Source organism: Clostridium ljungdahlii DSM 13528 (assembly GCF_000143685.1).
GTDB lineage: Bacteria > Bacillota > Clostridia > Clostridiales > Clostridiaceae > Clostridium_B > Clostridium_B ljungdahlii.
In genome coordinates, this window is sequence record NC_014328.1 from 3,594,087 (window position 1) to 3,609,179 (window position 15,093).

The 15,093-nt window shown below is 29.1% G+C and carries 15 protein-coding genes; 2 read left to right on the top strand and 13 right to left on the bottom strand.

Going from position 1 to position 15,093, the window contains the following annotated elements; all coding sequences use genetic code 11:
• Positions 1-150: 150 nt before the first annotated feature.
• Positions 151-1,794, bottom strand: coding sequence for a sigma-54 interaction domain-containing protein (locus tag CLJU_RS16205; RefSeq protein ID WP_013239917.1), 1,644 nt, complete (start codon positions 1,792-1,794; stop codon positions 151-153).
• Positions 1,795-2,361: 567 nt separating this feature from the next.
• On the opposite strand from CLJU_RS16205, the gene CLJU_RS16210 reads away from it, so the two are divergent.
• Positions 2,362-3,744, top strand: coding sequence for an aspartate kinase (locus tag CLJU_RS16210; protein ID WP_013239918.1), 1,383 nt, complete (start codon positions 2,362-2,364; stop codon positions 3,742-3,744).
• A gap of 126 nt (positions 3,745-3,870) precedes the next feature.
• Here the strand turns inward: CLJU_RS16210 and CLJU_RS16215 are convergent, their stop codons facing one another.
• The 9 genes from CLJU_RS16215 to CLJU_RS16255 form a co-directional block, all read right to left on the bottom strand.
• Positions 3,871-4,485, bottom strand: coding sequence for a methyltransferase family protein (locus tag CLJU_RS16215; RefSeq protein ID WP_013239919.1), 615 nt, complete (start codon positions 4,483-4,485; stop codon positions 3,871-3,873).
• Between the two features lie 54 nt (positions 4,486-4,539).
• Positions 4,540-5,499, bottom strand: a complete 960-nt coding sequence (locus CLJU_RS16220) for a DUF4097 domain-containing protein (protein WP_013239920.1) — start codon at positions 5,497-5,499, stop codon at positions 4,540-4,542.
• A 4-nt stretch (positions 5,500-5,503) separates the two neighbouring features.
• A complete protein-coding gene (locus CLJU_RS16225) occupies positions 5,504-6,160 on the bottom strand; it encodes a permease prefix domain 1-containing protein (protein WP_013239921.1) in 657 nt (218 codons plus the stop codon).
• Positions 6,153-6,494 (bottom strand): PadR family transcriptional regulator, encoded by a 342-nt coding sequence (locus CLJU_RS16230; protein ID WP_013239922.1) that lies wholly within the window; start codon positions 6,492-6,494, stop codon positions 6,153-6,155. Before CLJU_RS16230 ends, CLJU_RS16225 begins: the two co-directional genes overlap by 8 nt.
• A 193-nt stretch (positions 6,495-6,687) precedes the next feature.
• Positions 6,688-7,272, bottom strand: coding sequence for an ATP-dependent Clp endopeptidase proteolytic subunit ClpP (gene clpP, locus CLJU_RS16235; protein WP_013239923.1), 585 nt, complete (start codon positions 7,270-7,272; stop codon positions 6,688-6,690).
• A 165-nt stretch (positions 7,273-7,437) separates the two neighbouring features.
• A complete protein-coding gene (locus tag CLJU_RS16240; RefSeq protein ID WP_013239924.1) occupies positions 7,438-7,788 on the bottom strand; it encodes a helix-turn-helix transcriptional regulator in 351 nt (116 codons plus the stop codon).
• 35 nt (positions 7,789-7,823) lie between these two features.
• Positions 7,824-9,287: a HAMP domain-containing sensor histidine kinase gene (locus CLJU_RS16245; protein ID WP_013239925.1), complete on the bottom strand. Its 1,464-nt coding sequence runs from the start codon at positions 9,285-9,287 to the stop codon at positions 7,824-7,826.
• Positions 9,277-9,969, bottom strand: a complete 693-nt coding sequence (locus tag CLJU_RS16250) for a response regulator transcription factor (RefSeq protein ID WP_013239926.1) — start codon at positions 9,967-9,969, stop codon at positions 9,277-9,279. Before CLJU_RS16250 ends, CLJU_RS16245 begins: the two co-directional genes overlap by 11 nt.
• Before the next feature lie 51 nt (positions 9,970-10,020).
• Positions 10,021-11,274 carry a membrane protein gene (locus CLJU_RS16255; protein ID WP_013239927.1) on the bottom strand — a complete coding sequence of 418 codons (1,254 nt, stop codon included), beginning with the start codon at positions 11,272-11,274 and terminating at the stop codon, positions 10,021-10,023.
• A gap of 177 nt (positions 11,275-11,451) precedes the next feature.
• Between CLJU_RS16255 and CLJU_RS16260 the strand changes: the two genes are divergently transcribed.
• Entirely contained in the window at positions 11,452-12,186 is a 735-nt protein-coding gene (locus tag CLJU_RS16260; protein ID WP_013239928.1) for a DUF434 domain-containing protein, read from the top strand.
• Here CLJU_RS16260 and CLJU_RS16265 read toward each other — a convergent pair.
• From CLJU_RS16265 to splB, 3 genes are read right to left on the bottom strand one after another with little or no spacing between them, the layout of a single operon-like run.
• Positions 12,181-13,242, bottom strand: coding sequence for an ABC transporter permease (locus CLJU_RS16265; protein WP_013239929.1), 1,062 nt, complete (start codon positions 13,240-13,242; stop codon positions 12,181-12,183). The two genes, CLJU_RS16260 and CLJU_RS16265, sit on opposite strands and share 6 nt — an antisense overlap.
• Before the next feature lie 4 nt (positions 13,243-13,246).
• A complete protein-coding gene (locus CLJU_RS16270; protein ID WP_013239930.1) occupies positions 13,247-13,984 on the bottom strand; it encodes an ABC transporter ATP-binding protein in 738 nt (245 codons plus the stop codon).
• 17 nt (positions 13,985-14,001) lie between these two features.
• A complete protein-coding gene (splB, locus tag CLJU_RS16275; RefSeq protein ID WP_013239931.1) occupies positions 14,002-15,024 on the bottom strand; it encodes a spore photoproduct lyase in 1,023 nt (340 codons plus the stop codon).
• Positions 15,025-15,093: the final 69 nt, after the last annotated feature.

Here is a 15,093-nt window from a genome sequence, read left to right on the forward strand (position 1 = left end):
ATAGCAAAAGTCATGCCAGCTTCAGTATTGTGTGAATATATTAAAAATGCTGAAAATATCAGGTTTTATTCTAGCTTATTGCATTTTCATATCCTATGATTTTAAAAAAGATGCATAATGATTTTGCAAAAGTGCAAAATCATTATGCATCTATAATCCATATTTTTTCATTCTATATTGCAGACTTTGTCTCTTCATTCCCAAGTATTTTGCTGTATTTGTCACATTATTCTTATTTTTTCTAAGAGCAGTTTTTATTACTTCTCTCTCATATTCATTAAGTATCTGTTCCAGTGTTTTATGCTGCAAACCTTTTTTGCAGTCCCTGTTAGCTTTCTTTTTCATATATTGGGGTAAATCACTTATATATATAGTATCCTCAGTTATAGTGTTAAATATATATTCAATACAATGCTGCAGCTCCCTTACGTTTCCCGGCCAATCATATTCTTTAAATACTTTGATAACTTCATCTGACATTACATTTATATTTTTTGAATAATTACGGCATAATTTTTTCATAAATAATTGTGCCAGTAGTTCAATATCTTTTTTTCTTTCCCGAAGTGGAGGAATGTTAATCGTTATTGTACTTATTCTATAATATAAATCACTTCTCATCTTGCCATTTTTAATCAATGAAAATGGTTTTTCATTGGTAGATGAAATGATCCTTACATTACTTTCAATATCTTTGCTTCCTCCTACCCTTCTAAAACTTTTCTCCTGCAAAACCCTAAGAAGTTTAGACTGCATTTGAAGACTCATTGAATTAATTTCATCTAAAAATAATGTACCGCCCTCAGCCTGTTCAAATAGTCCCTTCTTATCATAACTTCCAGTAAAGGCTCCCTTTTCTGTACCAAACAATATACCCTCTACTAAATTTTCAGGAATAGCAGCACAGTTTACTGCAATGAATTCCTTATATTTTCTTTTACTTGCAGAATGAATACTCTGTGCAAACAATTCCTTGCCAGTACCAGTCTCCCCATATATAAGTACAGAACAATCTCTTTCAGCAACATTACATGCTAAATTAATTGCTTCAAGAAAATTTTCATCTTTTCCAATTATATCATCAAAATTATAATATTTTAATGCATAGTACTTTTTTGGCGACTTTAAATATTTATTACTTTTTTTAGTATCTATAAAATTCTTAAAAATTGCAGCTTTCTCCCTATACTTTTGGAAAACTGACACATCTTGTACTAACCCAACAGCTCCAATTAAATTACTTCCTAGAAATAAAGGATAACCTGAATTCATTGTTGAAATTATTTCACCTTTATTATTCTTAAAATTATCACATCTATCTACTATAGCTTCTCCCTTTTTCATTGTATTTAAAATCGTACTATAATCTTCCTCTAAACTATAAATATCCAATAAATGCTTTCCAATTATATTTCTTCTATCCATCTTTTCAATTTTCTCATTAAATTTATTGCAAAATACAAGATGTGCATTCTTATCATATATCTGCATTCCTTCTGATAAGCAGTCAAAAGCCGCCCTATATAGATCTTCATCACTTTCTGCCTGAGTTATGTATAAAATGTATCCTTTGCCTGTAAAATTCTCGGTTTTAAAATATCTAAGAAATAGCTCCCCCCATTTTATATAACCACTATCTATTTTCAAATCTACATCTAAAAAACTAGTGATTTCATTTCCTATATATTTTTTTAAAATATATATCCTCTTATCTGTTCTCGTTAAATCTCCAAATTTGACATGTCTTAGAACATTATCATTATCAATAAATAACATAATATCAATGGAAATCATACCTTTACCCCCTTAAAGTTGATTTCATATTTAGTAATTCTAAAAATCAATAATTATTGCATTTTTAGTTAAATGCATATTGTCTTCAATTTTTATATGATTATATCATTTTTACTAATATAAAACCACTTTAAGACACATTATTTATAGTTTGTAATTCATATTTTTTAAATATGCCTCTAGATTAATAATAATTTCATAAAATTATAAAGTAAATTTTGTCAAATTATTAACAAAATTTTATAAAGTCCTTGTATACCTTTTCATAATATCATATTCTATTAACAAATATAAAATAATCATTCTTACCTAAAAAGCGCGCACATACTGTAAAATGTTGTAATTGATAACATTTTACAATATAAATGAAAATAACCAATTGAATTTTTACAGATACCTTCTGCCTTTAAATTGCATAAAATATTATAGTACTTTATTCAAAAGCATTTTTAGCAATATTTCTAGCATTAAAAGCAATAAAAAGTGTAAAATTCTAAACTATAATATAATAAAGCTATAATAAAAAAATCTGATTTAATAAATTATAATTCATAGGAGACCTTAAAAATGAATAAATTAATAGTTGCTAAATTTGGAGGAAGCTCACTAGCTAATGATAAACAATTTAAAAAAGTAAAGGAAATCGTTTTGCAAGATAAAAGGAGACGATATATCATAGTTTCTGCTCCAGGAAAAACTTTTGAAAAAGATTATAAAGTCACAGATCTTCTATATAAATGCTATTGTTGTGTTGACAATAAAAATCTATTTGAAAATTATTTCAATATAATCGAAGGAAAATATGTTTCTATATGTAATAATTTAAAATTAGATTTAGATATAAAAAAATTCTTATATGGTATAAAAAATGATTTTTTTAACGGTGCCTCTAAGGACTATATTTTAAGCCGTGGAGAATATCTGAATGGTTTAATTTTTTCAAAATTTATGAATTTTACGTTTATAGATCCTTCAGATATAATCTCATTTAAGCAAAATGGCCAGTTAGATAAAGAAGCTACTAAAATGTTAATTTTGAGTAAACTTTCCCATATAGAAAAAGCTGTAATACCCGGTTTTTATGGTTCTAATAAAGATGGATCGATTAAAACTTTTCCAAGAGGAGGATCAGACATAACTGGTTCCATAATATCAAGTGTTATGAATGCTTCTATATATGAAAACTGGACTGATGTATCCGGCGTGTTAATGGCAAATCCAAAGATTGTAAAAGACCCTAAAAATATAAGAAACATGACATATAAAGAAATAAAAAATCTTTCTCATATGGGAGCAAATGTTCTTAATGAAGATTCAATTATTCCAGCTGAGGAAAGTAAAATTCCAATAAATATAAGAAACACCAATAATCCAGACGACATTGGTACTCTTATATCTGATAATTTACCCGATGAAGATTATAAAAATACTATTGCTGGAATATCCGGCAAAGAAAATTTTTCAATAGTAACATTGGAAAAGCTCAATTTGATAAATGATGGTTTGCATAATCTATTTTCCATTATAAACACTAATAATATTTCTATAGAACATTTATCTTTTAATTCAGATTCTGTATCATTAATTGTACCAGATTTCCAATTACGTAAATGTGAAAGTTCTTTTATTAGTAAAATAGAAACTCAGCTTAATCCAGGTTCCATAACTATAAATCATAATATATCTTTAGTCGGAATAATTATAAGAAATATAAATAAATTTAGGCAAATTATCCATAGGATTTTTCAAAATTTATCTAACCAAAATGTTAAAATAAAAATAATTATACAGCCATCTTGTGAATCCAATATTATTTTTGGAGTAGAGGACGCTGATCTTTCTAAGACAATTAAACTAATTTATGAATCAATTAATAATCCTGTATTAATTGAAAAGTCAAATACGGAAAATGAATCCCTTCCTATTTATTTTAATGTATTAAGTAAATAAATTTTTCAAACTTATTCAAAGCATGTACTCATTCTAATACTAAAAAGTTACCTGTACTGATAATACACTTAGAGGACTTGATTAGTTTGCAAAACAATTTTTGTAAACTAATCAAGTCCTCATATCTTACCACACAAATGGAAATAAACAATACGTACGCTTACAGTAATCTTCAAATTCTTTTTTAAATTGTTCCCTTAATGCCTTTTCTTCAACTTTTATTCTAATCCCATAACATAATACACAAATGACTAAAACAACTATAGGTGCCAATATATTTCTCAATGAAAATGCTATTCCCAAAAGACTTAGTATACTTCCTGTATAAGCAGGATTTCTTACATATCGATAAAACCCTTTTTGTATTAAATGTTGGTCAGATGTTGTTTGTACTGATAATGTAAATGCTTTTTTTAATGTCCACACAGAATAAGCCCTGATTATAGTACCTGCTATTATTAGGAAAATACCTAAATAATAAAATATGTGTGGGAATACAAGATTTCTTATAAATTCACTTACTTCTGAACCTGTGAAATAATAGCTTACATAAATACTTAACCAATATCCTAAAACTATTAACCAAATTGAACCTCTATCAGATTTTTTCCTATTTTTTTTATTTCCACTTGAAGCAAATATCCATATTATAAATTCACATAGAAACATAAATCCAATTGCAAAAATATATATATTATATTCAAACATATTTGAAAATTTTGCGAAGTCACTAATATCCAAGCCTTTCCACCTCCAACATTTTATTTAATCCCTTTTCTTTATTTTCCATATTCATCACTTGCTTGAAATATCTATATCACCTGATACTGTACCTACATTTATTGTCTTATATGGTCCATTTCCTACTTGTGCAGATGCTTTGCTTTTTCTACTATTTTCATAGGTTAATGGAAAATCTCCTTTTATATCTCCAGAAGTACACTTTCCTTCAAATTTAAAACTCAAATTTTGAGGAAGTACCATCTTCACATCTCCAGAAGTAGAGCTTGCCTTAGCATACTCATCAATGGACTTGTAATTCATTTTTATATCTCCTGATACAATTTTTGCATTTCCAGAGCCTGAAATAGACTTTACGAATATATCCCCTGATATAGCTTGTATATTATAATATTTAGAATCCAGGCTAGTTATACCTATATCTCCTGAATTTGTTTTTATATCGACATTATTTGCAGTAATACTACCATCCATCTTAAAATCTCCAGAACTTTGTATACAATTTATATCATTCAATTTCATGTCAGAGTTAAATAAGATATCTCCTGAAGTTGTACTTATATCTAAATCTTTAGCATAGCTTTTAGGTACATACAATTCTATTTTCTCATTTGTATTGAATCCATCGAATATATTAATAAATTTATTGTGAAAAACTTTATTTTCATCTCTCCTTCTAATTTCAATGTCATTTCCCTGTTTTTCTATTACAAACTTATCTCCATCTTTTAACTTTCTAGATGCACTTTGTACAACTTTTAAGTTTGATTCATCTGTTGCCTGTACAATCACATCTCCTCTAAAAAATCTCAAGCTTATCTTACTACAATTATTTACAGATGTGCTTTCACTTTTCTGTACAACATACCTAGCACCTGTTATTTTATTTCCATATTCAAATATTGGGAAACCCTCTCCGTGAGAAAATCCATATATTAAGAAAGATATGCCTGCTGCTGCAATGACAGCCCACATTACAATTAATACTTTTATTAGGCTTCTATTTCTATTCATATTTCTACTCCTTCAACTTAAAGCTCAAAGTTATAATTTTTTCTACGGCAGCACCTATTATAAATATAACCCAGGAATATCCCCAAGCATCAAAAACAAAACTCAATATAAAATATAGGGCAACTATAATTAGCCATGCTATAGATTTAATTGATTTAATAATTTCCATTTGGCTGTCATTAGAAGATTTCCACTGTTTGAATTCTTCCACGATAGTATCATCTCCTTTTACATATTTAGGCTTTGAAGCATGATTGTAGACTATAAGACATGTTGCAATAGCATCTATTGTAAGCATAAGACTTACGGATACAACATTATTTACCATAAAAACTTGATTTAACAGCATTAAAAGCACTACACTCATAATATATAATCCTACAGACACAGACAATACAAGTGCATTTTTCCTGCGATATTTTTGCTCCTCATCATAATCAAACATATTTTTATCTTTTAACCCCTCTAAGAGTTCATCCACATCACCTATACTTGAAATAGCTATTTTAAAGGCTTCTTCTTCACCTTTTCCTGAAGATACCAAATCATCATATTTATCTATAAGATTAGCTAAAAGCTCTTCTTTAAGCTCTGTTGCTCTATGAGTTTTAGGTGCATTTTCAAATAATTCTTCTACACTATTTCTCAATCTTTCATGCATTTTCATTACCTCCATTAATTAACTTATCTATTAATTCCTTTGATTCATTCCAATCTAGCCTATTTTGATTTAGTACTTCTTTTCCCAATTCTGTTATAGAATAATATCTCCTTCTTGCTCCTGTATTTTGATCTCCCCAATAAGAAGTTATAAGAGAAGCTTTTTCCAGCCTTCTGAAAGCAGAATAAAGAGTTGCTTCTTTAAGTTCATATTTATTATCCGTCTTTTCCTTTATAAATTTATTGATTTCATAACCATAGCTGTCCTTTTCAATTAAGTGCGCCAAAATTATGGTTTCTGTATGCCCCCTTATAACATCTGAAGTTATAGACATCTACTCACTCCTTACAACATATTAAATTGTAAACTAAATTACTTTAATAATTTAGTTATATTATATAAAATCATACCTCACCTGTCAAGGTATATTTTATTTGGACATATATATAATGTGAATATATGTCCAAATAAAAAAGCAGCAGCTGCATAATGAAGTTTTCTTCATTATGCAGCTGCTGTTTAAAAAACTATTTTGAAAGTATTTTATCCACTAATCCATAATCTAAAGCTTCTTTAGCTGACATAAAATAATCTCTCTCAACGTCCTTTTCTATCTTTTCAATAGGTTTACCTGTCATTTCACTGTATAATCTATTCATCTTTTTCTTTATTCCTAAAAGCCATTTTGTGTGAATTTCTATGTCTGTGGCCTGACCCTGCATTCCACCGTATACAGAGGGCTGATGTATTAAAATTTCACTGTTTGGGAGAGCAAATCTCTTTCCTTTTGCCCCTGCTGCAAGCAAAAATGAGCCCATGCTGGCAGCCATACCAACACATATTGTGGATACATCGGATCTTATATACTGCATTGTATCATATATTGCCATTCCAGCAGTAATAGATCCTCCTGGACTATTTATATAAAAATTGATATCACTGTCAGGATTATCTGATTCCAAAAATAAAAGCTGTGCCACAATTGAACTTGCAGCTTCATCTGTTACCTGACCATTTAACATTACTATCCTATCTTTTAAAAGCCTTGAAAATATATCGTAAGAACGTTCTCCTGCATTTGTATGATCAATTACTACTGGTACATAACTCATTATTCAAATCACCTCGTAAAAATATTGTCTTAATAAACAAAGTTCTTGGCATCAGATGGAGTTTTAACTCCACCTGATGCTTAGAAATCGTTATCCAGGGACGTAGCTGCTCTAATACTCCCACTTGGAGATGGAGTATTAGAGCAGGTAGTCATCGGATAAATATTAAGCTGCCATAGAAATACTACTTGCAGTTCTATTTCTTCTGAATTCCCTTGGAGGCATTCCATAAAGTTTTTTGAAGGCCTTTGTAAAAGATTCCTGAGAACTAAACTGATACTTTAATGCTATATCTACAATTTTATTACGTGTATTTAAAAGCTCATTTGCAGCTTCTTTAAGTCTTCTCCTTCTTATATATTCAGCTACAGGTTCTCCAACAACAGAATGAAAAATTCTATGAAAATGATATTTTGACAGGAAGACTTTGTGAGCAATATCTTCAAGTTCTATTTTATTTTCTAAATTATGCTCTATATATTCAATAGACTTCCTAATACAAGCATTGTAATTCATTTTAGAATACCTACCTCCTTAAACCTTTTCCTATATTATATATTAGCCTTTGATGTAAATCCTGTCTTTTTTTGCTCATTTATCCCATCGGTACCATTGCTAACAGTAAGTTTAGATGAATTATTCTTTAACTTAATATACATTTTAAAAATATTATCATTTTCTTCCGCCCAAACTTCTCCACCGTGCAGATCCACAATATTTTTAACTATGGCAAGCCCTAAACCAGAGTTGTTTTTATGAGAATTTCTAGACTTATCCCCCATATAGAATCTATCAAATATTTTATTCATATCTTCAGAGGACAACTCTCTACTTGATAAGTTTTGGAAACTAATTATAGTGTCATTTACATTATGGACAATATCTATATAGACTTCACTATTTTTTACACTGTACTTTATAGCATTTGATAAAATATTTTGAAATACCCTGCTGATGAGATATGGATCAATATTTAAATTCAACTTTGTAATACTATACTTTTTTACAAAACTTATTTGAGACTTGCTGGCAATTATAGAAAGCTCCCCTATGATTTGTTCTATAATTTCAATTATATTAACATTACATATTTCAAGACTTATTGCTCCACTTTCCAGTTTTGAATATTCAAATAAGTTCTCTATTAAAACTTTTAGTTTTTCCGCTCTCTCCATAGATTTTTTGCTGTATACCTCCTTATCTTCTATAGAAACATTCTTATCATTTATCAAATACAAATACCCCATTAATGAGGCAAGAGGTGTCCTCAAATCGTGTGATATATTGGTTATAAGCTCATCTTTAAACTTTTGGACAGACTTTTCACGATTTATCATATTATTTAAATTAAGTGACATGCTATTTATCTCATCTGCCAACGTTCCAAGTTCATCTGTGCCCTTTTTCTCCAACCTATAATTTAAATCCTCATGGGAAATTTTCACTATTCCATTACAGATGTACTTTATATACCTGGTCTTTCTATATGAAACTAAATATACAACTGCCAGTGAAATAATTATTGGAATTAGTATCATTGACGTATACCTAAAAATATTATGATACATACCTGTGCCTTTCCATGTAACAAGTATGTATTTAGTACCTGATATATTTATATTATACACCTGATATACTACATCTCCATCCCTTGGAGTAGTAGTAAGTATAATATTTTTTATATTATTCAGATCAATATACTTGCCTTCTACTTCACTTGATTTAAAAATTATACAGCCTTTGGTATCTGTAATAGCTATATTTACATTGTTTTCGTCAGCCAAATTATTTATATAACTTTGAACTTCAGTATTTGTAGATTGCACATATCTATTTACCTGAACATAAATGTCATTTGATGCATTTTCAATATTTTGAGGGTTATTTGTATCCTGCATTATAACACTAAGAGCACTAGTTATACCAATTATAAGTATAACAAAGCTAAGTATATTTATAATCAAAAATTCCCTTGATATGCTCTTAAATGCAAGCTTCTTTATTTTATTTATCAATTTTATAACCTACCCCCCAAACAACTTTTATATATTTGGGGTCCTTTGAATTTATTTCTATCTTTTCTCTTATATTTCTTATATGTACTGCAACTGTATTTTTAGCATTGTAAAAAGGTTCTTTCCAAACACTTTCATAAATACTTTCCGTGCTTAAAACCCTTCCCCTATTATTTGCAAGTACTTCCAAGATTGAAAATTCAATTGGTGTAAGTTCTATTAACTTTTCTCCAATAAATACTTCTCTAGATGCTGTATTTATTATCATATCATCTATAACAATTTCTTCTTTACTTTGTGGTCTTTCCATATTGAATTGAGAATACCTTCTAATTTGTGATTTGACTCTGGCAACTAGCTCCAGCGGATTAAAAGGCTTAGTAACATAATCATCTGCTCCAACATTTAATCCTAATATCTTGCTGCTTGAATCATCTTTAGCTGAAAGCATTATTATAGGTATTTTTTCTTTTTTTCTAATTTCAAGACATGCATGTATACCATCTAAGTTTGGCATCATTATATCGAGTATTATTAAATCTATATTATTTTTTTCAAGCTTGTCCATTGCTATTAAACCATCTTGGGCAGTAATCACATTGAAGTTATCATTTTTTAGATAAATTTCTATTATATCTAAAATATCCTTATCATCATCCACTACTAGTATAGTACTATCCATAAAAAATATCTCCTCTTAATGCTATATAAACTATTTTTATTATACACCACTTTAGTTGCCTAAACTTTTGCTTTTTTTAACAAATGGTATACTTATTTTCTCTCCAAAATATGAGAAAAAATAAACAACTATAAATATAGATGGAAATGAATAACGCGGCTGTCCCTCTGTTATAAAGTAAACACAAGAAAACATGTAAAAGCAAATTAAATTATATAGAGAGTATGAATCAATTTCTCTTTTTTTAATCAAATTTCTAATTACTTTTACACTGTACAAAGGCATTAAAATTATTGCGGGAATAAATATTACATACCTTGCTATATAAGTATAAACTGCAAATAATATTTTAAAGAACAAATTTAAATTTGTTCCATTTAAACTGTAAAATAAATCACCTCCATCAAGATAGGTCTTAAATAATCTTGTAAAACCTAACTTTACAAAGGATAATGGATGACTTAATATCCATTTTTTAGCTGCTTTAGACAGCATTTTATTTTTTTCTGTAGCATTTGCATTTATGTATTCTTTAGTATTGACAATAGAATTCTCAACATTTTTAGCATCCATCCAAACACCAGATTTATTTTGAGAATTGTTATTTATATAAAGTACTATTCCAGAGTTGTTTGATATAGATGTAAACTCACCAATTAACTTAGTATTTCTATATATCCATGGAGATATAGAAACACAGCTAACTATGAGTACTACAGCTGTATGTTTTAAAACATCTTTAAATTTCATCCTTAAACATATCTCCAATATGAATATAGCAAAAAAGAACACCATAAAAAATGGTTTTACCATAGCATCAGCAGCTGTTAAAATACCAATTATTACATATTTGTACTTAATATCGTAAAAATATATTAGTGTTATAAAAAGTAATACAGTGGTAAATAATATTTCCGTTGCCAAAACACTGTTATAGAAAATATTGCTTGGGAAAAATACAAATAACCCATAAATAATTTTACGCCTTTTCTCATTTAAATTTGCTTTTTGTAGTATAATATAAAACATTCCATAATTTAAAAATGTCAAAACCAAATTAAAAACTTTTGCTGAAGCTAAGCTGTTCCCAAAGATTTTATATATAAATCCAAGAACAATGGAATACCCGACAGAGGTATAAGTATCTCCCCATTGACCGCCACTTGCCACTTGATTTGCAATCCTATTGTAGTATGCAAAATCTGAAAATGGCTGGGTATTTACTAAAATAACCCACAATATGCTAATTAACATTGCTGCAAGTGTCATGTTTCTGTAATATCTGCTCATATGTATATCTTCCATTATAATCCTCCTGTACTGAATGCATACAAATTTTTGAATTAAATTCTAATTTATACACATAAATAAATTATCTGTAATTCTTAACTTTCAATTTGATTTTACAAGATATTTTTTAAGAATTGCCTATTAATTTTATGAAGATTTTATGAAGATTAATCTCAAAAGGAGGTTTTAAAAATGAACTATAATTTGAGAACAGTTAGGAGAGGAAGTGATCCCAGTGACAATAGATGGTTTTCAAAAGAATCCGTTTTGAAACTTCAAAAAGCACAGGTAGAAGTATCCTGGTTACTTGATAGAGGTTACAAAATGCATTCAATTATAGAGATGGTAGGTAATCATTACCAGTTTTCACTAAGACAGAGAAATGCTCTTCAGCGTTCAACCTCTTCTAAAGTAAGCTGCGAAAAAAGGAAATCAAAATGTCTGCCTTTTTCATGCATATCTGAGGACTGCATATACATAGACGGATTTAACCTTATAATAACTTTAGAAGTTGCCCTTTCAAAAGGAATATTAATATTATGCAGTGATAGTACCATAAGGGATATAGCAGGACTTAGGGGAACTTATAGTATTGTAGATAAAACCCACCTAGCCTTAAATTTAATTGGCCAGGAATTTATCACTTTAGGTATACCAAAGGTTAAATTTTTTCTTGATTCTGGAGTTTCAAATTCGGGCAGACTTAAAAATTTTATACTTGAACATTCAATTAAATGGAATATTCCTGTTGAAATAGAATTAATACCAAATGCAGACCCTCTTCTCTCCAAAATGGGCAGAATTGTAACAAGTGACTCCATAGTCCTTGACAGCTGTTTAAGTTGGTTTAATATAGCAAGAAAAATAATAGAAGACTATGTACCTGATGCTAACATAATAAATTTAAGTAGAGCAATTTCTTTATAACCGTCTGTATTTTTTTAGTGCCAATGAGTTTAATACTATAAACAATAGTGCATAACCAAAAAGTATTAAGATATCCATATAAACTTTCGAAAGTCCATACCCTCTAAGCACAATTCCCTTTAGGGCATCTGCACCATATGTTAGTGGAAATATTTTAGAAAGTATATTTACCCATATTGGCGTTTCTCTAAGGGGAAATAATCCACAAAACAATATTTGAGGTACTATGACTATAGGAATAAATTGAAATAATTGAAATTCATTTTTAGCAAATGCAGAAAGTAAAGTTCCAAGAGTCAATGATCCTGCTGCCAGCAGCACATTTACAAGTAAAACTAAAATTGGACTTCCTTTTATGATAATGCCAAGACCATATACCATAAACAGTTGAATCACTAGAGTTTGAAACATAACAAATATACCAAACCCTAAAAAGTATCCTAATACAATTTCTATTCTCTTAACAGGTGTTGCCATAAGTCTATCCAATGTACCGCTAATTCTTTCCCTTAAGAAAGATACCCCTGCCATAAGAAATACAAAAAAGAATATAAAAAATCCCATCATCAGCGGAGCAACCGTATCAAAAGTTGTCATATTCTCAGAACCGTTTATATATTTATACTCACTATCAATCATTCTAAAACCCAGCTGCTTCAGCATTGGATTTGATGCAATACTAGTATGCATATATTGGTTAAAAGCTTTTGAAACTGCTTTTTTAACTGAATTTGAAACTGCCATATCACTTCCTTCAACAGTCACTATAATTTTATCATTTTCAAATTTAACTAGTCCATCTATAACATTATTTTTTACTCTGTCAAGAGCCTTATTTTCATCTTTAACCTCCACTATATTTGTCTCATTTTTAAGTGATTCCATAAGTGTTTGTGGTAAATTTATTCCTTCTAAATTGGGCTTATCTATACCTGAATTCAACATTATACTTAGCAAATACAGAACAAATATTGGTGCCACAAATAATAATGCAAGAGATCGTCTATCTCCTAAGATTTGTTTTATAACTCTTTTTGCTACAGAAAAAGTATTCATATAACTACACCTCTTCCTTTAAAGAACTAAAGTATAGAAAAGCATCTTCAATAGTTTTTCCACCAGAACTTTTTATTACTTTATCTGGACTTCCTTCTGCTATTACAATTCCATTTCTTATTAGAAAAAGTCTATCACACTTATATGCTTCATCCATTACATGTGTAGTTATAATTATAGTTCCCTTATCTCGTTTTATTTTATAAAATTCATCCCAGAATTTTTTCCTAAGAACAGGATCTATGCCAACTGTAGGTTCATCTAAAATGAGCAATCTAGGTCTGTGTACTAGTGCTATAGCCAATGATAATCTCCTCTTCATTCCACCTGAAAAGTTTTTAACTGGATACTTATACTGCTCTTCCAAATTAACAAGTTTTAAAACATCCTTAGCTCTTTTTCTTATAATACTTTTTTTAATATTGTAGAGTTCTCCAAAAAACAATATATTATCAATTGCACTTAAATCATCATACAGTGCATCACTTTGTGCCATATATCCTATTTTTGAAGTTACACCAAGGGACGGCATTTTTTCACCAAGCACTTCAATAAATCCTTTAGATAATTCTTTCATTCCAATAATAGATTTTACAATAGTGGTCTTTCCTGAACCAGAAGGTCCTAAAAGTCCAACTATTTCTCCCCTTTTTATATCCATATTAATGCTTCTTAATACAACTTTTTTATCATATCTAACTTCTGCATCCTTTATTTTAACTACATTTTCTAATTCCTGCACGATTAAAATTCTCCTGTTTATATAATGTATTTTATATCTTCTTTTGAGAATCTACTTGAAAGTTCTCTTTCAAAAAAGGTTTTAATTTCTTCCACTTGCTCTTTCGTGTACAAAAATTTACCGTATCCAAATTGACCATACTTGAATTTTCTTTCACTATCCTCCATTGGCAGCGTCGTTTTAGGAAATACCTGTAGTATGATATTTTTAGCTTTAGTTGTATATCTATGCGATATGACTTCAAATCCAATAGGATTCTTTAAATTTTTAGGCATTCTATCATATAACATGTCTAAAACTTTTTCATATTCCTGCTTCCAATTTTCATATATGAATACAGGTGCTATTATAAAACCTATAGGGTAACCTGCTTCAGCAAGTTTAAAAGCAGATTCTATTCTTTTTTCTATTGAAGCTGTATAATGCTCATATTGTTTTATTATCTTATCTGTATTTAAACTAAATCTTATTTCCGTATGACCATTATGATTTATGTTTAAAAATCCATCTATATCATTGTACTTTGTTACGAATCTAAATCTTGCAAGCTTTTGATCTCCAAAGTATTCTATACTCTTTTTAAGTGAATTGGTATAAGGCTCCACAGGAACTGGATCGGAGGTTGCAGCACCTTCAAATACAGTTATTTCAGGATTTCTTTCATCTATATATTTTTGAGCCTGTTTTAAGATGTCATCAACATTGACATGAACTCTCACAAAAGGTTTTTCCCCTAATTGTGTATTTAAATAGCAGTACTCACACTGTCCAATACATCCACTAACTAAGGGCATTTGATAATGTGCCGAAGGCTTACAACTTTGAAATTTCAAGCTTTTTTTTACACCCACAACTAAAGTTTTTTTACCTTCCCTGTACTTTTCATATATATCTTTTCCTGGCACAGCTGACATAATTCTATTTGAAGACAATTTTATTATCTCAACCTTGTCATCATTTTTAAATCTATTATATATCTCATTTCCCAGAGAATATTCTAGGGTACCTTTTTCAAAAATAACTCTATGTGGAACAAACATTAATTACACACCTTCCTGATATAGAGTTTCTAAACAAAACTCAACTTATACCTCAAGCAATTCATAGGA